General features: G+C 50.8%; 17 protein-coding genes. 12 read left to right on the forward strand and 5 right to left on the reverse strand.

All coding sequences use genetic code 11. The annotated features are described in order from the left end of the window. The first annotated feature begins 12 nt into the window (after positions 1-12). From trpCF to EPA93_RS18060, 5 genes are all read left to right on the forward strand, one after another. The gene (gene trpCF / locus EPA93_RS18040) at positions 13-1,449 is read left to right on the forward strand and encodes a bifunctional indole-3-glycerol-phosphate synthase TrpC/phosphoribosylanthranilate isomerase TrpF (protein ID WP_129888843.1); all 1,437 of its coding nucleotides are present in this window, start codon (positions 13-15) and stop codon (positions 1,447-1,449) included. Positions 1,450-1,465: 16 nt separating this feature from the next. After that, entirely contained in the window at positions 1,466-2,722 is a 1,257-nt protein-coding gene (gene trpB / locus EPA93_RS18045) for a tryptophan synthase subunit beta (protein ID WP_129888844.1), read from the forward strand. Between the two features lie 12 nt (positions 2,723-2,734). Continuing rightward, entirely contained in the window at positions 2,735-3,442 is a 708-nt protein-coding gene (locus EPA93_RS18050; RefSeq protein WP_129888845.1) for a B3/B4 domain-containing protein, read from the forward strand. A 37-nt stretch (positions 3,443-3,479) separates the two neighbouring features. Continuing rightward, positions 3,480-4,337, forward strand: a complete 858-nt coding sequence (trpA, locus tag EPA93_RS18055) for a tryptophan synthase subunit alpha (protein WP_165423228.1) — start codon at positions 3,480-3,482, stop codon at positions 4,335-4,337. 151 nt (positions 4,338-4,488) lie between these two features. Beyond that, on the forward strand, positions 4,489-4,953 hold the full coding sequence (locus tag EPA93_RS18060; protein WP_129888846.1) for a MerR family transcriptional regulator: 465 nt from the start codon (positions 4,489-4,491) through the stop codon (positions 4,951-4,953). On the opposite strand, the gene EPA93_RS18065 is transcribed toward EPA93_RS18060, so the two are convergent. Beyond that, on the reverse strand, positions 4,913-5,923 hold the full coding sequence (locus EPA93_RS18065; protein ID WP_129888847.1) for an inorganic phosphate transporter: 1,011 nt from the start codon (positions 5,921-5,923) through the stop codon (positions 4,913-4,915). The two genes, EPA93_RS18060 and EPA93_RS18065, sit on opposite strands and share 41 nt — an antisense overlap. Then, positions 5,916-6,554 carry a DUF47 domain-containing protein gene (locus EPA93_RS18070; protein ID WP_129888848.1) on the reverse strand — a complete coding sequence of 213 codons (639 nt, stop codon included), beginning with the start codon at positions 6,552-6,554 and terminating at the stop codon, positions 5,916-5,918. The genes EPA93_RS18065 and EPA93_RS18070 overlap by 8 nt, the downstream gene beginning before the upstream one ends. A gap of 336 nt (positions 6,555-6,890) precedes the next feature. Here EPA93_RS18070 and EPA93_RS18075 point away from each other — a divergent pair, with 336 nt between their 5' ends. The 5 genes from EPA93_RS18075 (at position 6,891) to aroF (ending at position 15,133) form a co-directional block, all read left to right on the forward strand. Next, complete coding sequence (locus EPA93_RS18075) at positions 6,891-7,964, forward strand: hypothetical protein (protein WP_129888849.1); 1,074 nt, start codon at positions 6,891-6,893, stop codon at positions 7,962-7,964. 270 nt (positions 7,965-8,234) lie between these two features. After that, positions 8,235-10,595 carry a glycoside hydrolase family 65 protein gene (locus EPA93_RS18080; protein WP_129888850.1) on the forward strand — a complete coding sequence of 787 codons (2,361 nt, stop codon included), beginning with the start codon at positions 8,235-8,237 and terminating at the stop codon, positions 10,593-10,595. A 179-nt stretch (positions 10,596-10,774) separates the two neighbouring features. Then, positions 10,775-13,267 carry a serine/threonine protein kinase gene (locus tag EPA93_RS18085; protein WP_129888851.1) on the forward strand — a complete coding sequence of 831 codons (2,493 nt, stop codon included), beginning with the start codon at positions 10,775-10,777 and terminating at the stop codon, positions 13,265-13,267. Between the two features lie 268 nt (positions 13,268-13,535). Beyond that, positions 13,536-13,907, forward strand: a complete 372-nt coding sequence (aroH, locus tag EPA93_RS18090) for a chorismate mutase (RefSeq protein ID WP_129888852.1) — start codon at positions 13,536-13,538, stop codon at positions 13,905-13,907. Positions 13,908-14,053: 146 nt separating this feature from the next. After that, entirely contained in the window at positions 14,054-15,133 is a 1,080-nt protein-coding gene (gene aroF, locus EPA93_RS18095; RefSeq protein WP_129888853.1) for a 3-deoxy-7-phosphoheptulonate synthase, read from the forward strand. 104 nt (positions 15,134-15,237) lie between these two features. Here aroF and EPA93_RS18100 read toward each other — a convergent pair whose 3' ends face one another. Further along, positions 15,238-16,074 (reverse strand): IclR family transcriptional regulator, encoded by an 837-nt coding sequence (locus EPA93_RS18100; RefSeq protein WP_129888854.1) that lies wholly within the window; start codon positions 16,072-16,074, stop codon positions 15,238-15,240. Positions 16,075-16,327: 253 nt separating this feature from the next. Here EPA93_RS18100 and EPA93_RS18105 point away from each other — a divergent pair, with 253 nt between their 5' ends. Next, a complete protein-coding gene (locus tag EPA93_RS18105; RefSeq protein WP_129888855.1) occupies positions 16,328-19,279 on the forward strand; it encodes a tetratricopeptide repeat protein in 2,952 nt (983 codons plus the stop codon). Positions 19,280-20,507: 1,228 nt separating this feature from the next. Here EPA93_RS18105 and EPA93_RS18110 read toward each other — a convergent pair. Both EPA93_RS18110 and EPA93_RS18115 read right to left on the reverse strand, forming a co-directional pair. Then, on the reverse strand, positions 20,508-21,581 hold the full coding sequence (locus EPA93_RS18110; protein WP_129888856.1) for a hypothetical protein: 1,074 nt from the start codon (positions 21,579-21,581) through the stop codon (positions 20,508-20,510). 434 nt (positions 21,582-22,015) lie between these two features. Beyond that, on the reverse strand, positions 22,016-23,806 hold the full coding sequence (locus EPA93_RS18115; protein ID WP_129888857.1) for an ABC transporter substrate-binding protein: 1,791 nt from the start codon (positions 23,804-23,806) through the stop codon (positions 22,016-22,018). An 831-nt stretch (positions 23,807-24,637) separates the two neighbouring features. Between EPA93_RS18115 and EPA93_RS18120 the strand changes: the two genes are divergently transcribed. After that, positions 24,638-25,795, forward strand: a complete 1,158-nt coding sequence (locus EPA93_RS18120) for a GntR family transcriptional regulator (RefSeq protein WP_129888858.1) — start codon at positions 24,638-24,640, stop codon at positions 25,793-25,795. Positions 25,796-25,867 lie beyond the last annotated feature (72 nt).

Consider the following 25,867-nt stretch of genomic DNA (forward strand, 5'->3'; position numbering starts at 1 on the left):
AGGTAGATCATCATGTTTCTTGAACGTATCGTTACCCAAACGCGCATAGATTTAGAGCAGCACAAACGCGAACAACCGCTGGAAGAGCTACAACGACGCGTAAGTGAGCAAACTCCCGCGCGCGACTTGCGGCAAGCGCTTAGCTCACGCCCACAGGTAAACTTGATTGCCGAGGTGAAGCGAGCCTCCCCCTCTAAAGGGATGCTGGCTCCGCATATTGACCCGGTTGAGCTGGCCTGCACCTATGAGCAAAACGGTGCCGCCGCTATCTCAGTCCTGACGGAACCTCATTTCTTTCTGGGCTCTTCTGAGTTTTTGACGGCGATCAAGGCCGCCGTCAATGTACCTGTATTGCGCAAAGATTTCATCGTTGACGAATATCAGGTTTACGAGGCGCGGGCCTGGGGCGCGGATGCCATTCTCTTGATCTGCGCCATTCTTGACGATGCTCAGCTCTCTCACCTCTTACAGGTTGCCCGGACCCTGGGCATGCATTGCCTCGTTGAGGCCCATAGCAAAGAAGAGGCCCAAAGAGCCATTAGCGCTGGCGCCATGATTATTGGCGTCAATAGTCGGGATCTGGTAAGCTTTAAAATGAATCCTTACCTGATTCGCGACCTGCGCTCCCTTATTCCAGCGGATCGCGTGGTGGTAGCAGAGAGTGGCATTCATACAGCTGCCGACGCGCGCCGCCTGGCCCGTTACGATGTCCAGGCTATGCTCGTTGGCGAATCATTAGTAGTTTCCAACGATGTGCCAGGCCAGATGCGCATGCTTTTACAAGGTGCAAATAAGAGCACTCAGGCAAAGATCTGCGGCCTGCGTACTCCAGAACATATAGACACCTGCATAGAGGCTGGTGCCGATCTGCTCGGCTTCATATTTCATGAGCCCAGCCATCGCTACATTGAGCCCCGGCAGGTCAAGGCTGCCCTAAAAGACAGTAAGCTCTACAACAATGGCGCTTCCGAGCATGCCTTGCCTGATCTGGTAGGGGTTTTTGTCAACAAGGAGGCTGCTTACATTAATGAGGTCGCTGAAGAGCTTGGCCTGCACTATATACAGCTTCACGGCACCGAAAGCCCTGCATTTTGCCAGCAGATCAAGCGCCCGGTCATTAAGGCCATCCAGGCCGGAAGCCAGATTGATCTGGATCTGCTGCTGAGTTATCGCGACGCTGCTTGGCGCATTTTATTGGATACGCCAACTTCAGAATGGGGCGGTACAGGAGTCACCCACGATTGGAATATTGCCCGCACGGCGGCCCAGACGGCTCAAATCCTACTGGCCGGCGGGCTCAACCCTGAGAACGTCAGAGAGGCCGTGCTACATGTCAAGCCCTGGGGAGTTGATGTTAGTAGCGGTGTGGAAACAAACAAGCAGAAAGATTCCCAAAAGATACGCGCATTTATGCAGGCAGTACGCAATACTGACACTATTCAGGAATAGAAAGAGCACATAGCTAATGCAGATACAGAAACAAGTCACGTCTCCCAATGCTTCTTCGCAATCCTATCAACATGATTTCTATCCAGATGAGCGGGGGCGCTTCGGTTCCTTCGGTGGCAAATTTGTCCCCGAGAGTCTCATGACAATCCTGGCTGAGCTGGAAGAGGCCTACGAGGCTTCACGCAAGGATGAGGCCTTCCAGACCGAATTACGCGAGCAATTACACAGCTATGTTGGCCGCCCGACGACGCTCCACTATGTTCCACGCTTCTCTGAGCTGGTTTCGCCCGGCTGTAAGGTCTATCTCAAGCGCGAGGACCTGGCTCATACTGGCGCACACAAAATTAACAATGCTCTGGGACAGGCTCTCCTGGCCAGGCGCATGGGCAAGAAGCGAATTATAGCCGAAACGGGAGCCGGGCAACACGGCGTGGCCACAGCCACGGTCTGCGCTTTGCTCGGCCTTGAATGTATTATCTATATGGGAGAGCTTGACACGCAGCGTCAATCGCTCAATGTCTTCCGTATGAAGCTGTTGGGGGCAGAAGTACGCTCAGTAACCAGCGGCTCGCGCACGCTTAAAGATGCCATTAATGAAGCGATTCGCGATTGGGTCACCAACGTAGAAACTACTTTTTATCTGTTTGGCACTGCGGCAGGCCCACATCCCTATCCAAGGATTGTTCGCGACTTCCAATCGGTCATTGGCACAGAGGCGCGCGAACAAATCTTGCAGCAGGAGGGACGCTACCCTGATTTGATCCTGGCCTGCGTGGGCGGTGGCAGCAACGCCATCGGCATCTTCTATCCCTTTGCCGATGTACCGGATATACAACTTATCGGCGTAGAGGCTGGCGGCACAGAGCTTACTCCTGGCAATCATGCATCCACACTCGTCGCTGGCCGTCCCGGCGTCCTACATGGCACGCTCAGTTACCTGCTCCAAAATGATGACGGGCAGATCCTTGAGACCCAGAGCATCTCTGCCGGACTTGACTACCCAGGCGTGGGGCCAGAGCATAGCTATCTCAAAGAGACGGGGCGCGCCTCTTATGTCTCCGCCAACGACGCCACGGCTCTGCGCGGCCTCCAGGCCCTTAGCCGAAGCGAAGGCATTATTCCAGCCCTCGAATCATCGCATGCCCTTGGCTATCTCTTAGAAATGGGCGAGCAAGGTAAGATTCCTGATGGATCGTTGATCATCGTGAATCTCTCTGGGCGCGGCGATAAAGATATGCTCACTGTCGCCAAAGCTCTCAATGTACAGTTGTAAAGGGCTACAAAAATGAGTGGATTTCAATATCATGCCGATGTTCTCAAACGTTATCCAGGCGTTGTAGGCGGAATCATCCTTGCCCATGGACTGACAAATGGCCCAACGCCAGATAGCTTATTAGCATCCTATCAAGCAGAGCAGCAACAGGTATTGCAGCGCATCGGCTCTACTCCGCTGAGCCAGATCGCCTCCCTGGCCGCCTGGCGCGGCGCGTTCCGTGGTTTTGGCGTGGACCCGACGCAGTATCGTAGCGCAGCAGAAGCATTACTGCGCCGCTTAACTAAAAAAGGCGATATCCCTTCTATTAACATGCTCGTCGACATCGGGAACCTTGTCAGCATTCGATATGCCTTGCCTGTAGCAGTGGTTGATACACGCACCATCCAGGGCCCGATTACTGTGCATTTCGCCAGCGGGACAGAAAGATATACCACTCTCGGCGAGACAGAAGCTGAGCATCCCGAGCCTGGTGAGGTCATTTTCTCTGATGATACAAAACTTGTCTTTGCCCGACGCTGGTGCTGGCGACAAAGCGAACAAAGTGCGGCGCAGGCCGATACAACCGATGCAATTATTACTATCGAGGCCCACCATGCCCAGGCTCGCCAGGATATTACAGCAGGTCTTAACGATCTACAAGAGCTGCTCCATAAATATGCCGGTGGGACCTATCAAGCAGCTATCTTAGATCCAACCAATCCTGCCATCTTAGACTAGATTGAGTAGCAGGTCATTCCAACTTTCAGGAGCACCAATGGAACCAACAAGCAATAGCGTTATAGAGCAAAATCAGGACCAGGTTACACCGGCCTCCCGGATCACCAAGGCTTTTGGCCAGGCCAGCCAACAAGGTCGGGGCGTGCTTATTCCCTATCTTATGGTGGGCTATCCTAACGCAGAGCAAAGCGCAAAGTTAGTGTTAGCCACGGCAAAAGCAGGAGCCGATATTATCGAGCTAGGCATGCCATTCAGCGATCCGCTTGCCGATGGGGCTACTATTCAGCACGCCGGCCACGTAGCGCTTGAGCAAGGCATGACGCTCAACAAGTATATGGAGATCGCCAGGTTTATAGCTGCGCACAGCAATGTGCCACTTATAACTATGGGCTACTACAACCCCATCCTTAACTATGGAATTGAACGCTTCTGCGCCCTGGCCAGGGAGAGCGGTATTTGCGGTTTGATCGTTCCTGATCTCCCCCCAGAAGAAGCGGCAGATCTTCAGCGAGCGGCAAAACAACATGGCCAGGCGCTGATCTTTCTTATCCCGCCCACAACTCCCGATGAGCGCATTGAGCGTATTGTTGATCTCACAGCTACAGGCAGCTTCATTTACTGCGTCTCGCTCAGTGGAGTAACAGGGGCTCGTAAAGAGCTCCCTTCACATCTCCGCAGCTTTATCGAACGCGTCCGTGGCTATACGAAAGGCAAAGACATCCCACTAGCTGTAGGCTTCGGCCTCAAAACCCCTGAGCATATCGCCGCCGTAACCACTTTTGCGGATGGGGCCGTTGTAGGCAGCGCCATCGTGGATCTGATCGATCAGTATCCCGAAGAAGATCAGGTAGAGGCCATTCAAAACTACGTGTATAGTCTGCACTCTGCCCTATAATTAGCAGTTAGTACGCTCCAAAGAGCTCCTCAGACATGCAGCAAAGGCAAGAATGGAATTGAGGAGCTCTTTATATTTGGATCTCTGCTTGTGCAAAATTTTCCTCCCAACCCCTTGACTTAGTGCGCACTCTAACTTGTATACTGCTGACATGCAAGAAGAACTGACTATTCAAGAAGTCGCGACGCGTACAGGTCTGAGTGTCTACGCACTGCGCTACTATGAGCGCGTGGGATTACTCGATCCCGTGGGCCGTGCTAGCAGCGGCCATCGTCGCTACACAAGTGATGACCTCACCTGGATCTCATTCTTGCAATGCTTACGCACAACAGGCATGTCTATCCGCCAAATGCAAACATTCGCAGATTTGAGGAGACAAGGCGATCCCTCGGCGCGCAAACGCCTGGAGTTCCTTGAGTGCCATGAGCAACAGGTACAGAAACATCTGGATGAGCTAGAACGCAATCTTGTCGTCATCAGGCGCAAGATTGAGCGCCATAAAGCAATGCTGGCAAACGAGCAGATAGAGGCAGAGCATGGTAATGATATGCCAGAATTTAAAGTCTTCTCTGGTTCTAACGCATACCTGTCAGGGCATGCAGCAGGAAATAGATAGCCCAGCCAAGAAAAATACACACGGGAAGGGTTACCACCCAGGCAATAACAATGCTTCCAGCTACGCCCCAACGTACGGCAGATAAGCGCCTGGTTGCTCCCACACCCATAATGGCTGAAGAGAGAACATGGGTTGTGGAGACGGGAATACCCAGGCGGCTGGCAATCTCGATGATAGCCGCAGCAGCAGTCTCTACCGCGAAGCCATTAATCGGACGCAGCTCGACAACCTTGAGCCCTACAGTTTTCACGACGCGCCAGCCACCAATACATGTGCCCAGGCCCATGGAAGTTGCCGCAGCCAGGATTACCCATAATGGCACACTCCACTGGCTTCCAGTCCAGCCATAGTAGCTGGCCAGCGCCATCGTAATAATGCCCATCGTCTTCTGCGCATCGTTGCCCCCATGACTGAAGGCCACCCAGGCCGCAGAGAGGATCTGCAAGCGTCCAAAGATGCGCGTAACCAGCTGGGGACGCATGCGGGCAAAAAGCCAGAGGAGCAGGAGCATAACCAGGAGAGCGCCCACAAAGCCAAGCAGCGGCGAGAAAACCAGGCCCTGCAAGGTTTTAGAGATCCCGCCAAATTCGATAGACTGCCAGCCAGCAGCCGCAACGCCCGCCCCCACAATCGAAAAGATGAGGGCATGGCTGGAACTTGAAGGTATGCCAAAGCGCCAGGTGATCAAATCCCAGATGATGGCCGCCAGCAAGGCAGCAATGACCAGCAGTTGTGTACCAACGCCAGGAGGCACTATACCCTTCCCTATGGTGCTAGCAACAGCTGTACCGGTCAAAGCGCCAACCACGTTAAGCACAGCTGCCATAAGCACAGCTGTTCCCGGCTTGAGCACTCGTGTCGCGACCGAAGTGGCAATAGCATTAGCTGTGTCATGAAAACCATTGATAAAATCAAAGATAAGACCAATGATAACAATCAATACAAGCATGAAGAGTGCGGTATCAGGCATTCTTCACCACAATCCTTTCCAACGTATCAGCGATATCCTCGGCACAGTCAGCAGCATCCTCCAATTGCTGGTAGATCTCTCCCCAGCGAGTGGCTTTGATGAGTGCATCAATATCGTGCACATCATCGAACTGACTGGCAAGGGCCTGATCAAGAACATCGTCGGCCTCACCCTCAAGCCGATTGATATCTATTGAGCACTGGAGCAACTTGTCCCAGTGCCGCCTGTTCTCTAACAAGGGAACAATCTTGGCCACTAGCGTCGCCTGTTGATCAATGATACTGGCTAGATGACGAGCAAACTCAGTTGGTTGATCGATATGGTAAAGCCTGATGCGTCTGGTGGCCTCTTCAATGGAATCTACAAAGTCATCGAGCTTACTGGCCAGATCGGTGATATCCTCACGATCAAGCGGCGTCACGAATGTACTGTAGAGCGCCTTGAAGATCTGATGAGTAATCTCATCGCCCTTGCGTTCAAGGTCGCGTACCCGTCGAGCCTTCTCCTCAATATCTCTGTAGTTCTCAAGCAGTTCACATAGAGCCTGGGCTACCGCCGAAGCGTTCTCGGCCGCCTGACGAAAGTAGTCGAAAAATCGCTCATCCCGAGGAAGGAAGCGCGCTAATACCATTCTGGCTCCCCCTTCTGGTCCATCTTTTTCTTGTTCTTATTTGCCTATACGTCGTACTTTTGATCATGGTTTCACTGTTTGAAAACTACGCTCTCTTCAAACCTCACTTTAGCCCATCATCTACTGATCGGGCTCACCCCTCCTCTCTACCACGCTTTTAGGCTCTATTTCCAATACTAGCTGCTATTACTATTCAAAAATTCAGCCTGTCAGGGCCTGGCTTTAATCCAGCCATTGACACAATTGCGACAAGTTTCTATCTTTTATGAGACACAGGTACCTCTACAATACAAAGTGAAGACAAGATTGCCCTTCAAGCAGGAAAGGACTAACTTGATGGAAGCAAATACCCATAGCATAAACCCGGGTTCACTACCACGCTGGCCGGGCTTGATAGCATCCCTGGCCGGCCTCTGGTCCTTGCTCTATGGAGCTGCTCACCTCTACTGGCTGTTCGGGGGAGACGGCTACCCCTTCAAGCACCAGGCAAATCTTGGTCTGTTCTCGGCAATGATTACTTACCTACCAAGAGAGCTTGGTGCTGCCCTATTCGTCGGGCTCTGCCTGCTGGGTATATTCGCCAGCATTGCCATGCAACAGGGCAGGAGCAAAAGCATTCTGCGTCGCTTGCTTCCGCTTTACGCCTGGGGCATGGCCGCCGCGCTTCTCCTCTTTGTGCCAGATATTGATCTTATTTCAACGATGGCCTATGTCTTTAGAGGAGAATTTGGCTGGAGCTGGCCGCTCACCAATCAAGTCATCTGTATTATTGGCGCCTTTTGTTGGGGCTTTACAGCCCTTGCCTATCAGCGCCGAACTCGCCAGGCCTGCGAATATTGCGGCAGGAGTTCAGAATCCCAGGAATTTATTCTTGTACGTTGGGGAAGTTTGCTCACTTATCTCGCCGCACTAGCACCTTTGCCCTATACTATCTTTCGTTGGGGCCAGGCCTTCGGCATCCCTATCGGTGCCAATCCCACCTACATGCAGCAGTTCAATACTCAGTTTAGCCTCACTGCCCTGGTCTTTGGAGCCGTCTGCGCGGGTGGTGGCCTCCTGACATTAGGTTTGATCCAGCCCTGGGGAGAGAGATTTCCACGCTGGTTTCCCTTCATCAGAGGCAAGCGCGTCCCCATCCTTCTGGCTGTAATCCCGGCTTCCCTGGTAGCCATTGCCGCCACGGCTGCCGGTCTTATCTTTACTTTCTCTTTCTGTGTAGTCACACTTCACCTCAGTCCGCCCGATGTTATACAGCTCGATCCAAACATAATCTTGGGTACCATAGGACCAATGCTGCTCTGGATTCCTTGGGGCATACTGCTTGGCCTGGCAACGATTGCCTACTACTATCGCCGACGAGGCCCATGCATTCACTGTGGAAGGGGAGCAACGCCGAAAGCGATAGCGTGAAGGTAATCCCCTGCTCTCGCTGCAGGACTTTCATGAAACCTGATGAGAAGAGCAATCGTGTACTCTATGCTAAGTAGTTCTGCTAACTCTATGGGGATTTAATTTATATATTATACTAATATGTAGTAAGTAACATAGCGATCGTCTCTCTGCTGAAGGTGCAAGTACTGTTCTTCAGCAGAGAATATTGCTGTACTGACCCCAAATAGACACCATCAGGTTACTGCACATATATCAACGCGTAGGTAGTGCAAAACGGAGGAAATAACCATGATCGAGCATCCTGCCTTTACAGTTGAGGATTGGAACGTCCACGAGACTGACTTACATCTCGATGTTCTGGCCCAGACGGAATCTATTTTTGCCCTCTCTAACGGACACATTGGATTGCGGGGCAACTTCGATGAAGGGGAGCCACATGGCCTTCCTGGCACATATCTCAATTCTTTCTACGAGTTTTATCCCTTGCCCTACGCGGAAGTAGCCTACGGTTATCCCGAGTCTGGACAGACCATTATCAATGTCACCAACGGCAAGCTCATCCGTCTACAGGTCGACGACGAACCTTTCGATGTACGCTATGGCACGCTACATGAACACGAGCGGATTCTTGATCTACGCAACGGAGTACTTCGACGCAACGTTCTTTGGACCTCACCAGTAGGGCGTACGATCAAAGTCTCTTCTGTACGCCTCGTCTCATTCACGCAGCGCGCCATTGCCGCAATTAGTTATGAGGTTGAACCAATCGATGGACCCGCACGCATTGTGCTTCAATCGGAACTAGTGGCCAATGAGGAACTCCCCAACCGCAGCCAGGACCCTAGAGCTTCCAATACGCTCTCTTCTCCTCTTGTAAGCGAGGAGCACCAGACCCGAGAAACGTTTGGACTCCTGATCCATCACACACGTGTCAGCGGTCTGCGCATGGGAGCGGCAATGGAACACAATATCGAAGGACCTGAGGAGATGACGGTTGAACCCGAAAGTTCTCCAGATATTGCCCGCGTGACTATTACAGCCTATTTGAAGCCGGGAGAGCATTTGCGAATTATTAAGTTTCTCGCCTATGGTTGGTCTAGCCTGCGCTCACGACCGGCTATCCACGATCAGGTCATGGCCGCCCTATCATCAGCACGCCTGACTGGCTGGGAGGGGCTGCTTGCTGAGCAGCGCACCTATCTTGATGACTTCTGGTCACACGCAGACGTCGAGCTTGAGGGAGATCCACAAATTCAACAAGCAGTTCGCTTCGCCCTCTTCCATGTCTTGCAAGCTGGTGCACGCGGAGAACGTCGCCCCATTCCAGCCAAGGGGTTAACGGGGCCTGGCTATGATGGCCATGCTTTCTGGGATACAGAGACATTTGTGCTGCCAGTGCTCACGCTAACCCAACCTTCCGCTTCTGCCGATGTATTGCGCTGGCGCTACTCGATTCTTGAGAAGGCAAGAGCACGCGCTCACCAGCTTGGTTTTCGCGGCGCAGCCTTCCCCTGGCGCACTATTACTGGCGAAGAAGGCTCAGGATATTGGCCCGCAAGCACTGCCGCCTTCCATATCAATGCGGATATCGCCCACGCGGTAACCAGCTATGTTGGGGCCACAGGAGATAACACGTTTGAAGAAGAAACTGGCCTTGCTCTGCTCGTCGAGACCGCACGCTTGTGGCGCTCAATTGGCTATGAAGACACGCTAGGTCGCTTCCGCATTGATGGGGTTACCGGCCCTGATGAGTACAGTGCGATTGCCGATAACAACGTGTATACAAACCTCATGGCACAGCACAACTTGCGCGCGGCAGCAGAGGCGGTCAAGCGCCATCCCGAAGCTGCCCAAGCGCTGGGAGTAGATGCCGATGAAACTAACAGCTGGCTCAAGGCGGCCAATTGCATGCTTATCCCCTACGATGAGGGCCTGGGCGTAACTCCACAAGATGATGCCTTCACTGACCATGAGGTCTGGAACTTCGCCGCTACCAGTCCGGAGCAATATCCCTTGTTTCTACATTTCCCTTATTTTGATCTCTACCGCAAGCAAGTCATCAAACAGGCCGATCTTGTGCTTGCTATGCAGCTTCACAGCAACGCATTTACAGCCGAGCAGAAAGCCCGTAACTTTGCCTATTACGAGGCGCTCACAGTACGCGATTCCTCACTATCAGCGGCTACACAAGCCGTGCTGGCTGCCGAAGTAGGGCAGCTCCAGCTTGCCTACGACTATCTTGGCGAGGCTGCGCTCATGGATATCGACGATCTTGAGCATAACACACGCGATGGGCTCCATATTGCCTCGCTAGCCGGAAGCTGGATAGCTCTAGTTGCTGGATTTGGCGGCATGCGCACACAAAATAGCAAGATCTCTTTCTCGCCACGACTCCCAAAGGGCATTTCACGCCTGGCTTTCTATATCTTATTCAGGGATCGCCGCTTGCGCATTGAAGTAAGAGAGACAGAGGCTACTTACTATTTGCTCTCTGGCTCTCCCCTGCAAACATGGCATCATGGCGAAGAGATACAGCTCTCGCTCAATAACCCACTCTCCCGCCCTATTCCACCTATACAGCCAGGACCACAACCTGAGCAACCTGCAGGCCGGGCGCCAATGCCTCGCGGCCAGCATAAGGCTCCCTGATGACCAATATCGGCTTGCATGCCCCAGGCGATTTGCAATCTGAGCGCCAGGTCCCTGATTTCCTCTTTTAGGGCCTTAGAGCAGGTGGGATAAAAGGCTAAAAGTAACTTATCCCGCCCAAATTGCGTTTCTACTATTGGGCTTTACATATGCAAATAAATAATTGAGAAGAGGGTTCATTGATACAAGATCTGACAGGGCAGCAGATAGGACACTATCATATCATTCAGCCTATCGAACGCGGAGGCATGGCGACTGTTTATCTCGCAAGGGATATTCATCTACGGCGCGAAGTAGCGATTAAAGTCTTCCAGGAACAGGGTGATCAGCAACATAGCAGCGAATTTTTCCAGCGGTTTACCCATGAGGCCCAGGTCGTCGCCCGTCTGGACCATCCTAATATTTTACTAGTCCACGACTATGGCGAGCAAGACCACCTCGCTTACCTGGTCATGCCCTATCTGGCCGGGGGATCTTTAAAGCAGCTGCTCAAGGAGCGAGGCACCTTGCCTATTACAGAGGCCCTTCAGATCATTTTCCCATTACTGGATGCACTTCATTACGCCCACGATCGCGGCCTAATTCATCGAGACATTAAGCCAGGTAACATTCTCTTCAAGAATAATCAGGTGCCAGTACTTGCCGATTTCGGCCTGGTTAAAGAGATGGTCACGCACAACACCGACAAAGTTCCTGTACCCGGCTTCGCCATGAATAACCAGCTCCCGCTTTCGAATGGGCTCCTCATGGGCACACCTAATTACATGGCTCCCGAACAAATACGTGGGCAAGTACAGCCCCAAAGCGATATCTATAGTCTAGGGCTGGTGCTCTATGAGATGCTTACAGGCCAGCTTCCCTATGCAACTGAGACGCAGAACCGGGCTCTGACAATTCTTTACAAGCAGCTTTACGAGTCGCCTCGTCCCATAGTTGAGCTTAACGCACATATTCCATCTCAGCTTGCTGCAGCCGTTATGCACGCACTACAAAAAGATGCAACCCAACGTTACCAGAGTGCGGCAGACTTTTCACAAGCATTACGTGCTATAGCCCCATTAGAGATCGATCATCCTTCTTTTGAAGCCCTTTTTCCACCTCTAGAGAGCCATACTTCCCCTATTGACCCAAACGCAACTATTCCCTTGCCGCCAGAGCAGCAAGCGGCTGCCGCATACTCCACAACACATGGACAGCAGCCTCATCCTTCAAGCAGCAATGTCTCTAAACTACTTCCGAACAAGCTTAAAGAATCCATACCTTACGGAGAACAGAATACCTCTCTCCCGACGCGCAAAAATCGTATTTCCTTTTTACTCTATGGCTTACTGACAATCTGTGTGCTAGCTGCTCTAAGTTTCGCAAGCATAGGCTTCCCAAGCATTTTCTTTCCAAAGACGAATGCACTATCAACTATGCTTCCTCCATCATGGCAACCGGCTGCTACCGTACCAATGCCAGCAACCCAGACTAACTGCCCCCCGGCAGGCAAAGCTCGTGCCGCCGTTCTGGCCCCCTACCAGGCACAAGGGCATAACGCTATCATCTACGCTTCCTCATTCTATGATCAGGTGGGCCGAGCACACGGCACCATCATGAGTTTCGATATCGTCAAAAGCCTGGCACATCCTATCATCACAATACCTGAGCTGATTACCAATGCCCAGGTATCTAGCGATGGACAGTGGATAATCTTCTCAACCTATAACGACAGTGCAGGAACATTGCCAACTCCCACGCGGTCACGCATTCAACTCGTGCGCGTTGATGGGCAGGGCCTACAAACTCTCTACTGTTCGTCATCCACCGAAGCCTCCTTACAGAATCTTCTTGCTTCACCTGGAGCAAGTCTAGAGAAGGATTGGAGTCTATTTTTCGCTGATGGCTCTACCCTGATCACGCTCAATATTGCGACAGGAGAAATCCTGCAAAAGTTCAGTTCCCGGCATTCCTACCAGCCTGTTACCTGGCTAAATAATCAGGATCTTTATTTGCTCGACAATGGTACACCGGATCAGGATAATGCTGCCGCGCAATCTAAGCTGGTTCAGCTTATGCTCAATAATCCTCTACCATCTGCTGACCCCAATCTTCCAGCCGAGATACAGTTACCCGCAGCTTGCTCTGATCTTGACTTCAGCCCAGACATGAGGACCATCTTCATAGGTCACTGCAGCGGCTCAGGCCAGAGAGATTGCAGTGGCGCGTGTACGCCCAATGCAGGGCCAAGCACTATTGCCAGTATAAAGCAGAATACTGAGAGCTTTAACTGGAATAAAGCCTCCCCTATTTTCACTAGCAGCGTACTGGCAATTACCAGAGTGCGTGCGATCACTTCTTCCAGCCTCTTGTTCCTGGTAGGCAATGATGACCTTTATAACAATCAGAATGGCATCTGGAAAATCAATGCAGATGGGAGCGGCTTGCGACAGCTAGCTGTCGAGTCATCTGGTGTCTGTACATTCAACAGATTTTCCCAATATCCCTGGTCCAATCTTGCGAGAGATGGCAGTATGTATGCTTTCAAAACAGGCTCCCCGCAGGCTTTAGGCGAAGATAGGCTTTTTATCGGCTCTCTGCGTGGAGGCACTCCCACAGTCATTGCGGCCGACGGTAAGAACAATGTTGATCCAGGCTCACAGCTCGATATCGCCGGCTGGACTATTATCTAAGACATCTTGTATCATCCAATACCTAAGTTGGGCAATTCCATACAGGACCCAATTCAGCAAGCTGCCAGAAAATAGATTTAAGCTCCAGTGCGCATACATAATGGGAAAGCCCATAAAGAGAGGCTATCGTCCCACTGGAGTGGAACAGAAATGAGCACGTAAACAAGAGACTGGTAGATATACTTGCCTTCATCCTTTACAATAGAGGCACGTCTGCCCAGCGGCATACACTCAATCGGATATTTCTATTGAAAGGGGTAAGATAGTTGTGACATACTGTCGTGGGATCAGAGGAGCGACCACAGTAGAATGCAACAGCCGTGAGGAAATGTTGGCGGCTACCACCGAGCTGTTACAATTAATAATAGAGCGAAATAATTTGTGCGCAGAAGATGTCGCTAGCGCTATTTTCAGTGTCACAGATGACTTGAATGCAGTATTTCCGGCTCTTGCAGCGCGCCAGCTCGGCTGGACTTCGGTTGCGCTCTTAAATACGTGCGAGATTCCTGTGCCAGGGAGCCTGAGTAAGTGCATCCGTATTCTCCTGCATGTCAATACAGCAAAGAGTGCAGAAGAGATACAGCATGTCTATCTGCGAGAAGCGGTACAGCTACGTCCCGACCTTGGGGCAGAGTTCTAGCTAAATGTTATGCATATCCCAATTGTCTGGGATCATCAACCGACAGGCATCGACAATCATGACAAAGTGGTCACGATGGGCCTTAGTGTTGGCAACGAGGCATACGTTAAGCCCTCTTCCATTTTGTTTTGAAGGAGTCACTTTTCATGATTGTCGTAATGCGCTCAAACTGTAGCGACGAAAACATCGAACATGTATTAACGTTCCTCAAAAATCAGGGCCTGACCGGCCACCCCTCTGTTGGAGCAGAGCGCACAATAATTGGTGTTCTTGGAAGCGTCGGTCCTTCGGGCGCCCCCGGAGGTCTAGGAGGTATTAATCCTACATTAGGCGAAAACCTTGAAAGCTTGCCCGGAGTTGAATCCGTCCTGCGCGTCTCCAAGCCATATAAGCTTGCCAGCCGCGAATTTCACCCAGAAGATACCATTGTGGATGTTCCAACCGCCTGCGTCTCCGAGGGTGTAGTCCATATCGGCGGGAACGCTGTCATCATGATGGCGGGCCCCTGTACAGTCGAAACCGAGAAGCAGCTCATGACGACGGCCGAAGCTGTACGCAAAGAAGGAGCCGTCATCCTGCGCGGCGGTGCCTTCAAGCCTTCAACCTCTCCTTATGGCTTCCGCGGCCTTGGTGAAGATGGCTTGAAGCTTCTTGCCAAAGCCCGCGCTACCTTTGGTATGGCTGTGATCACTGAAGTCATGACGCCAACCGATGTGCCTCTGGTCTGCGAGTACGCCGATATCCTACAAATCGGCACACGCAATATGCAAAATTATATGTTGCTCGATGCTGTTGGGCGTACCCAGAAGCCAGTTGTGCTTAAGCGCGGTATGTCTGCCACATTTGAGGAATGGCTGCTGGCCGCTGAGTATGTTCTCTCCCAGGGCAATCCAAATGTTATTCTATGTGAGCGCGGCATTCGTACCTTTGAAAAGGCCACGCGCAATACAATGGATATTAGCGCCTTCCCACTCATCGAGCGTTTGTCGCACCTTCCCATTATCTCCGACCCAAGCCAGGGCACAGGTCGTCGCGACCTCGTTGGTCCGATGAGCCTGGCCTCAATTGCAGCTGGTACAGATGCGCTCCTTATTGAAGTACACCCTAATCCTGATGAGGCCTTGAAGGATGGAGCCCAATCTCTCACCCTTGATCAATTCCAGAGTCTGATGCCAGAGGCGCAGGCTGTGGCCAGGGCCGTTGGGCGTACGTTCATTACAGGCTAGCCTTTATTGCTCAGTCAGGATATCCTTACCTGGGAGGATGGCAGCATCCTTCCGGGTAAGCCAGCACGTATCCAAGCTCTCTGCATCGCAGGTGGCATAAGCGCCTAACGATTTTCCCCTCTTTCCTGCGAAGCCGCTAGAACGCTGGAGATACTGGCACTAATACGCTTGAGGTGAGGAAGAAGGCCTGGGATACGTCTGCTATCTAAACGGCTTCCCGGTCCTGACACGCTGAGAGCAGCTACCACTCTGCCTTGCAGACTATAAACTGGTACAGCCAGACAGCGCACACCTTCCTCTTGCTCGCCATTATCAAGCGCATAGCCTCGCTGGCGAATCAAATCTAGCTCCTGCTGAAGTTGGCCGGGATCGGTAATTGTTACTTCAGTGGAGCGCGGTAAACCCGTCTCAGCAATAATAGCCGCTATCACACTTTCTGGTTGGTAAGCCAATAACACCTTGCCACATCCGGTACAATGCAGAAATACGCGATTGCCGAGCTCGGTGAACATACGCACGGTTCGCATGGGCTGTGCCTGGGCAACATAGACAGCGCGGTTCCCTTCCTTAACAACCAGGTTCGCAGTTTCTCCACTGATCTCTACTAGCTCGCGCAGATGGGGATTTCCTATCTTCACCCAGTCAGGCGTCTGTAGATCGGTGCTGGCCAAACGACGGAAAGCTGGTCCCAATGCATAGCGTCGCGTACGATTATCGCGGACTACATATTCGCGAGCGACTAAGGTCATGAGGAGTCGATGAATTGTGCCTACGGGCTGGCCGGTCGCATGGCTAAGCTCACTGATTCCTACCCAAGCTGAAGAGTGCGCCAGACATTCTAGTAGCTCAAGAGCCCTCTCAACAGACTGTACTGAGCCTGGCGAAACACCCTCTTTCTGCGTAGAGATGTTCCGCGCATCTACTTCTTTCAGTTTTCCCATTGATCTAACTTTCCATAATGCGAAAAATCATGTTGCAATTGTACCATAATTTTGCTCCAGAACACCAGAAGTCTAAGTAAACTTAAAAAACGTTTTCTCTTGCTCCAGGCTCTAACTTCATTCTCCTATACAAATCTAGCCCTCTATGCTAAAATAAAGAAAAGGATAAAATTCTTTAAGAATATCCTTTTTCGCGCTACACTTGAAACATCTTTATACACAACTCCTTTGAGCAGTCAGAGCGAGGCCTGTAATGTCGTTCTCACCACTATCCAGGGCCATCAAGATCTTTTTCTCTTATGCTACCTCCGCTCCCCGCGACAAAAACCTTTTCGATCAGCTCATGGCTCACCTGAGCATTTTAAAACGCGAACAGCTTATCGATGAATTCTACGATAGTGCGATTTGCGCAGGCAGCAACATTACTCAGTTCATGGAAGCTCAGCTCAAGGCTGCGGATATTATTGTTTTACTCCTCAGTGCGGAATTTTTTGCCTCAGAGCGCTGCTATGGCCTTGAGCTAAAACGGGCCCTTGAGCTGAGCGCGTCTGGGACAAAACGCCTGATACCTGTAATCCTACGCCCCGCTGATTGGAAGATTTTGCCCCTCAGTCAATATAGCCCTCTCCCGCCAGATGGCAAACCTGTAAGCCGCTGGTCAGATATCGATGAAGCACTTAGCGAGGTAGCGCGCGGGATACGGCGAGTAGTTGAGGAACTGGCTAACCAAACGTTGAAGCCTCACGCAGATATGCCATCTCCACAATTGCCCCTGCACTATATCCCCTACAGATACAACACCTTTTTTACAGATCGGCAAAAGGTTCTCGCTACGCTTTCCTCAGCTTTCGCCTCCACCAAAACTCCTCAGATCCCCATTTTAGCCTTGAATGGTCTAGGAGGCATGGGTAAAACTCAGGTCGCGCTTGCATATACCTATCGCTCGCTTGAAATGTATCAAATCATACTATGGCTCAATGCATCTTCTCGCAAGAGGCTGAGTGCGGAAGTTAGCGCGCTTGCCGATCTGATTTCGCTTCCACAAAAGGAGCACTTCAATGAAACTCAACTGTTTGCAGCCGTTAAGCGCTGGCTGCAATCTCAGCCCAACTGGCTACTCGTTCTCGATCAGATCGAGGATATATCTCTTCTCGACCTACTCACACCCACTCAGGGAAACGGCCATGTCTTGCTCACAACGCGCACGCAGGCTACGGGAACACTCGCTACAGCGCTCCCCATCGCCAAGATGACCTCTATGGATAGCGTGCTATTCTTACTGCGCCGGGCCAAAATTATTTCAGTGGATGCAGAGCTCGATCAAGCACCAGCCGAGGCCATACAGGAAGCCAACGCCATCGCACGGGAGATGGATGGTTTCCCCCTGGCCCTCGATCAGGCAGGTGCCTATCTTGAAGAGACTGGCTGCGGTCTCACAACCTACCTTACGCTCTATCATAAGGAGCGAATGACGTTGTTAGGCCAAAGAGGAAAGAATAGAGTTGGCCACACAAATTCAGTGACGGTTACTCTGACCCTGACCTTTGAGAAGGTCGCCCAGAAACGTGCCACGAACCTTGATTTGCTGCACCTGCTGGCTTTTATGCAACCCGACGCTATCCCTGATGAATTGCTAGTGAAAGGAGCCGACGAGCTGGATGAACCACTGCAATCGCTTGCGGCCCATCCCCTGAACTTGCACCAGGCTCTGGCCGAGTTGCTTAACTTCTCCTTGATCCAGCGCCGCACCGATACCTCCATGCTGTATATCCATCGCATCGTCCAGATAGTGCTTAAAGATACCCTTAGCCAAGAACAACAACGCCAATTGGCCATTCAGGTTGTACGCATGGTGAATCGCGTCTTCCCAGAGATACGCTTTGATACTCAAGCTGCCTGCGAACGTTACCTACCCCAGGCGCAAAACTGTGCAAAACTTATCGCCGATTTTCAGCTCACTTTGAAAGAGGCAGCTCTGCTTCTAGAACGCGTGGGCACTTATTGCTATCGGCACGCATGCTACAGCGAGGCTGAGGCCACACTTACGCAGGCTTTAGATCTCTATGAGCAGCATCTGAAATCAGAAACGTTAGATATGGCTCAGACACTCAATTCTCTGGCCCTTCTACGCTATCGCCAGGCTCGCTATCAGCAGGCTGAAACACTCCATTTGCGCGCTCTGAAACTGCGCGAACAGGCCCTGGACTCGGATCATCTCAAAACGGCTGAGAGTCTGCATAACCTGGCTATGCTCTATGCCAATCAGGGACACTATCAACAGGCAGAGCACTTCTATCGGCGCGTACTCGCTATTGAGAATAGTATGAGGGAAGTGGATCATTCGGAGATTGCCAGGACGCTTAACAATCTGGGCCTTGTCTACTATCGACAGGGGCAGTATCAACAGGCTGAAGCCACCTATCAACAGGCGCTTACCATATATGAAGGTTGCCTACCCCCTGATCACCCTGATCTTATCCATCCACTTGATGGATTGGGCGCTCTCAATGAGAAACAGGGCAATTATTCCCGCGCCCAGGAGCTCTATCAGCGCGCTCTTAGCATTTGCCAACAGGCTTACGGAGACCAGCATCCAGAGACAGCGCATAGCCTCAATAAATTAGCTGATATCTACGAGATAGAGGGCAACTATCGGCAAGCTGCTGCCCTCTATCACCGTGCTTTGAGTATTGTCGAGCAAACTCTGGGCTCTGAACATCCCGATGCAGCTCTCTTCCTCAATAATCTAGCTTTTCTGGCCGAGAAAGAGAGGGACTATCAGCAAGCCGAAAATCTCTACCAGCGTGCTCTACACCTCTATGAACAGAGCCTGGGCACAGAGCATCCCTTTATTGCGACAGTTCTCAATAATCTGGGCAAACTTTACCAGAACATGGGAAATATACAACGGGCTGAAGCGCTCTTGCGAAAAGCTATAGCTATATGCAAACGGGTATCTGGCCTGGCACACCCCGATACTGCCCTGAGCATGGGTAGCCTGGCCGAGCTATTAAGCGCTGAACATCACTACGAAGAGGCTGAAGTATTATTCCAGCAGGCTTTTGCTATTCTCCTGCAAGCTTTTGGCCCTCAGCATGGGCAGGTAAATCGAATGTTAGAAAAATATGTAGCTCTTTTGGAGAGCATGGGCCGGACGGAGGAGGCTGCTATCTTGAGGCAAACGCTTCACCAGAAGCCCGCATAGATCTCTAGTTGATAAGCTTAAGACAGTCATTTGGATATGCGAGTATACTGGAAAGAGGCAGGGTGAGGGCGCACCTATCATCTTTTCTCGATCTGCTTTAAAGGATGCTGAACTAGACATTACCTGGTCTTCCAGCAAACACAGCTAAGCTATTCTTTCGCTTTGGCTCCCTCACCCTTTCTGTTCCTTTATCGCCCTCACGCTTGCGTTCTGGCTGCTCGCGCTCCGGTTGCCTGCGCTCTGGCTGTTCCCGCGCTGGCCTGTCTTTACCTTTTCTTCTCTCCTTCTCTGCTACAGAGCTCGCAAGCTCAAGCGCATCTGTCTCATTCTCCGCCAGGCAACCCGGAATGCACATTTCAACCTTAAGTGCGTTTGTCTGTACGTACGTATCTATGATCTTTGCGCATGTAAAATAACGGAATATTTCTCTGGAAGAGCGCTTAAAGATTTTTTGGGGAACGGCAAATGCCTTGTTTATCTTAGCAATAAACAGCCTGAGACATAGCTGTATGAGCGCAAAAGCTGCGTAGATATTCCTGCCTGGGGAAGCAATAAATTCCCTATATCGGGCTGCTGTACTATACTTCGAGGTTATGTTGCGACAAAACTTGGAGATAATTGGCGCTACCTGCCCATGCTTCCTGCCCTCACAACCAACATCCACGCGCCATAATATATAAAGATATCTATATACTAATTCTTCGATATGGGGGGGGTATTACAGAACAATGCAGGCACAAGGAAAATACCTGCAATACGACCAGGCTCCATAATGTTCTGCTTGATACTCGCTATTACCTGTTGCTCCGGCACGGTTAGCTCTTGATGAGAATACAAAGCCAGGTTCTCCCCCTCGACAAGAGAGCTAATATATTGCTTCCAGCGTATATACGCCCGGGACATCTTAAATTTTCTCATCATCTTTAGCTCGTCTAATACTTCTTTATCCGTATTCATCCAAATACGCTGACCTTGCTTCCAGGAGCAAGCGTAGATATGCAATTAAGGCTTCAGGCTTAGCCTCACTTCTCTGGAAGCAGAAACTGGCACTCAAGCCTGGGAATATCTCGCCAGCAATCCGGGTCAGGCGACATTAAATCTCATAAAGAAGTTATACAAGATAAAGCTGAATATGGCCACTCTTATGGAAGAGAAAAGAAAATAGTACTATATATGAGTCGATTACAGGAATGCGCTGAGAGACGCAGTGCAACCAGAAGTGAATTTATCAAGATACATACTCTGATTCATACCAGGTGCGGAGGAAGTAGGCAAACCCATATGCCGGAAAAAAATTCTGTTGCACAAGTGTCTCGAATGGCGCATTTAAGAAATCCAGATGTGCGTTCTTGATACGAGCAACTAAAGCTTCATTCGCGGCCTCGCAATTCAGCAAATTCCATCCTTGTTGGATGCCATACCAGATATAACGCTGTTCCCATTCTGCGACGTAAGGGCTTACCTCGACGCTTCGAATAATCCGCATGCACGGTTTAAGGCCTCGCTCCGCAAGGGTTTGTATCCAGCTACTGCGCGTATGGCAGACTTTGCTATCGGCTCCGTTTGTTACAGAAGCGGCTTCGAGTAGATGTTGAGCATGGCGACGTTTTGGCTTACTTGTACGCCCAACATAGCGAATCTCGTGCGTCTCAGGATCTACCTCAGCATAGATAACCTGGCCTATTGGAAAGGTACGCTCACAACAGGAACGAATAAGTACACGTTGCTCAGGCTCTGGAAGCGCAAGAAAACTTGCTTCGCACCTCTTACAACAGAGAGAAAGTGATGTTCCCATACCACACAAAGCATAGCCCTTGAGCTGGGAAATAAAGTCAACGCGAAGTGTTTTCTTCTGGCACATGCAGCAAGCAACTTGCCGGCGTTCAAGCAATAGTGCATGACAGGCCTTGCAGCGTGTATAGAGCACAAAACCATTAGCAGAGGAAGTGCTGTCAAAGGCAGATGCGGGCAAGAGCTGTTGACAAGCCCTACAACGACGGTCTGGTTGCTGAAGATACCAGTTCTCCAATTCTTGCCAGCGCGTCTCCTGGGCCTGGCGGAGGGCCACGCGTCTGGCCCACTCCATTTGTCTTCTGTCTTCTCGTTCCTGCCCCTGCAGCCACATTGCACGCTGAGCCGCTACACGACGATGGCGCTCCTGCTGGTTAAACCCCTGACACTCATCACAAATCTCTTTATATCCATCGGCTTTCCCTTTCAGCCGCGAGAAAGCCAGAAGAGGTTTTATCTGCTTACACTGCCTGCAAGGTTTCTCGTTTTCTTGCGGAGTCGCAGTACTCATGTCATCTCTCCCTATCATCAGATCCTCCTTTTATTTTGCTAGCAGAGCCCCAATTTCAACTAAAACGCTCCTTGCCCATGTTCTTATATCCTCATTATTACTCTTCTATTTACAGTATATGGAAGATTTCAATAAGTTAGCGGTATTAGTTTGATAGCTCGCAGCCTCTAAGATGGCCTCTGCAAGCATACCAACGCCAGGAGAGCACTGCTAAGATAGTAGAAACTCAGCAGTGCTCTTGCGGCCGCAATCCACGTTGCTCTCAGAGAGCGGAGGAATGAGCACCTGAGAGCCCGCATGTCCGAAGAAGGCACCAGGATAGCAACGCGCCCCAATCGAGCATCCTCTAGAGCCAGTCAGGAGGAAGATCTTGGAAGCGCGAGACTGAAGCGTAAGTACTTAGTAAGTATTCATTCCCGGCGAGTCATAAACTATCAGGCCTGGCCAGTAGGCTTAAGGCTGCCAAGCACAAATAAGAACTGCCCCCACCAGCTTGAAGGGACCTGATACAGATTCTCATCAGTAGGCCAGCCCACCCAATAGGTGCTATTGAAGACAGTTGCATAAGTAGCCTGACAAATAGGGATAAACGGAAGATACTTGTAATAAGCCTCAAGCGTCTGGTTAAATTCTGCCACGCTATTTGGACTATTTGGATCGATTGTATCGAGCTTACCGGCAGCATCGCTGAGCTCTTGATATTTAGCGCGGAAGATATTTCCCCCACTACTGGCGTCCTGTCCTATTGGCTTGGTATTTCTTATCTCAAAGTACGCATAAAGCGTACTAGGATCAAGCACTCCCCCATTTATCCACCAGGTAGCCAGGTCGAAATTTCCCCGATAGAGCCGATCATACCAGACAGCTCCTGAGTAGGCTCTGACCGTCGCATCAATTCCAACCTTATTCAGCTCTTCCGCCAATTTCTGCCCATAGATATACTCAGGATCACCCACCTTTGAGGACGTCGAGATCTCGTAATGAAGTGGCTGGCCCTTATATGTACGCTTCCCGTCGCTGCCAAGCACCGTCCCCATTTCGTTGAGCAACTCTATTGCCTTCTGCGGATTATAAGTAAACTGATACTTGGCGGCAATCGCCTTATCTGACCATTTAGCATTGCTCTGATAGTCAGCCCAGGGGAATTGAGCAGGAGGCGTGGCAATTGGCCAGACACTCTCGCCAATCTGCTGACGATTGATCAAATAAGAAATAGCCCAGTGCATACGCGGGTCGGAGAGCAAACCTTTGGAAGGATCACAGTTGATGGCAATGGCCCGGGGATCAGGATCGCGGAACTTCGTCGAGATTACCATGTTCTTATATCCGCTATTTTTGATGGCAAGGGCATGCGTATAGTCAAATGAATTCGCAGGTACGTCGATCTGCGCGCGCTTAAATTCTTCAACCTCGGAGTCGGCGGCCGGCGCAGTGCGATATACCACATACTCAGGCTTAGGATCGAGCTCGTCCTTATTCCAGTAGTTGGGATCTTTCTTCCAGATGAACATGAATTGAGACGGATATGTGCGATCGAGCTTATAGGGACCAGTTCGAACGGGGGGATTATCTTTGAATTTCAGCGGGTCCTGCTTCGACCAGATATGCGCGGGAACGATGCGCTGCGCCCAGATAATCCCGCAAACAAAATTGTAATGGAAGCGGGGATTGCCCTGCTTTAAACTAAATACAACCGTATGATCATCGGGAGCCGCGACAGTCTTAACGGCCTGCCGATACGTATCGCTTCCCGCCAGAGCCGAATTCCCCATCAGCATTTCGATGGTAAACTTGATATCCTTCGCGGTAAACGGTACCCCATCGTTCCAGTGAACTTTCGGATTTAGCGTAATCGTGAGCTCAGTGTTATCAGCGTTGTACTTCCACTCCTTAGCCAGCCAGGGCTTTGTTTCTCCGGTTGCCAGATTGTAATAGAACAGAAACTCTGAGCAAACCTGCGTAAGACCGCCATCATATTGCTCACCATTGGGAATAAAAGGATTAAAGCTATCGAAAACGCTAAATTGTCCTGCTCCATCGATGATCACCGTCTGATTACGCGGTGTGGGCGCTACGCCACCTGATTGCTGAGTAGTACGTGTATTGCTGCCGCCGCACGCCGCCAGCCAATCGCCAGCAACAACACTACCACTGGTGAGCAGAACCAACTGCAGAGCCTGTCGCCGGGTTATCGATGTCTCTTTCTGGTTAAGTGATATGGACATAAGGAAACAACTCTCCTTTCCTGGTCAGCAGCGCTGTAGGGTTATCAAAAACAGATTATTGACACTGGCTACAGGCAAACTTCCCCGGATCTAGCCGATCACAAAAATAGAAGTTCGGTCAACAGTTAACGCGTGTAGAAATACCAGCCCTCCGCGGCAATCTCTAATCAAGGCTTTGGCGCCTACGCACAATGATGCCCTTCTGCTGGACTCATGCCAGGGCAGTCTCTATCTGCTCCTCTAGCAATGCATCTTTTAGTAAATAGCGTTTTTCCAGGTTGAGCAGCTTAGAGAGAAGATGCACCATAGCATGTAGGAATCTTAGATAGCGCTAATAGAGAGCTTGCCTGAAATGGGTAAAGAAGAATACATAAGCGCCGCCCTCTTAGCTGAAACTCTTTATGACTTCGAGAATGCTGCATGGTTCATGTACACACAAAACGAATACTTCTGTGTACCTATTAATCTTAATATGATTATACAAATTTTGTCAATATATTCAACATATTCAGACAAAAAAGACCGCAAGCTAGATCCTCTGGCCCTGGCTTGATATAAGCACGCTACGAATTGGCAAGCGAAAAGAGCATATATGCTGTCGCCTGCAGCAGCAGAAAAAAAGAGGAGAGATAATCAACGTATGAACGAGAAACAGCCTGCTGTAAGCTTTTTCTTGCCGCCTCTCTTCAGGCAGGGCTTGACACATATAAGGCTACGACAGCAATCTCTTGACTTTTTTAGCATAGCTGAGTATGATAAAAAAGCGCAATAACAAATTTGTCCATATTTTCTTAGACAAATTTGTTAATTAACTTGTAAGGGAACTCAACTGTGCAAGAATCAGAAAAAAGCTCACAGTCAAAGGCGCTCTCAGCCCAGATTCTGGCAGAATTTCGGGAACGCATCCTCTCAGGAGACCTGGCTGTCAGAGCTCGCCTTCCAACAGAGTCGGAAATCGCGCAGAAATATCATATTAGCCGCGGAACGGTCCGACAAGCGCTTAATGCGCTCATGAACGAGGGATTGCTCGAACGCATTCAAGGAAGCGGCACTTTTGTACGGCAATTTTCTGCGGCCCCCAAAGGCCAGGAGCCTGCCTATCAGCTGAGCCAGCAGCCTGCAAAAAACATTGGTTTGATCTTAAGTCAGGCAGGAGATGAACTTAACCTTGAAATCTTACTGGGCGCTGAGCAAGCGGCCAAGGCGCGCGGCTATCAACTTAGCTTTGCCTACTCTGAAGAGAATGCCGAAGAGCTTGCGCTTGACATTGAACGCCTGGAAAGCACAACTGACGGCTTGATTATCTTTCCTCTGAGCGAAAGAACATATGATCCAGCGCTTGCCCGGCTCAAAGAAAAGAACTTCCCCTTCGTATTGGTTGATCGCTATCTACCAGAGCTAGACTGCGATTATGTAATCTCCGATAACATCGACGGTGGATATAGAGTAACCGAGCATTTGCTCATCCTGGGATACAAGCGAATAGCCTTTGTAAGCTGGACCAGTTTGCTCACGACATCGGTACGCGACCGTTGCACGGGATACCGCAAAGCCTTGCAAGAATATCAGCGGCCATATGATGAAGCGCTAGTTTTTATAGCAACACCAGGCATACAAAATTTTTATGATAATATAGTCACTGGCGAGAATCGCCCTGACGCGATCTTTGCAGTGAACGATGGAACGGCTCTAGGCCTGCTTCAAGCCGCCGAACGGCACCAGATTAAGGCCCCTGAAGAGCTCGCCCTGGTGGGCTTTGATGACTTGAGCTATACAGCCCTGCTGCGCACTCCCCTGACCACTGTCGCCCAGCAACGGGCCGATATGGGCATGCGGGCAGCCAACCTACTCATTAATCGCATCGAAGGCCAGCTCATGGGACCGGCAAAGCACATCGAATTACCTACACGACTGATAGTTCGCCAATCATGTGGTGCTCGCCTGCGCGTCTCCAGTTTTAGCTCTGAGAGAAAGCCGGTATCCTTCTAGCTTCTAAACAAGTTAGCAAAAATTACCCCGCAGAGGGGCTTCTTCATGTCTTGAAGAAAATGTAGCTGAGCC

This window comes from Ktedonosporobacter rubrisoli (assembly GCF_004208415.1).
Classification (GTDB): Bacteria; Chloroflexota; Ktedonobacteria; order Ktedonobacterales; family Ktedonobacteraceae; genus Ktedonosporobacter; species Ktedonosporobacter rubrisoli.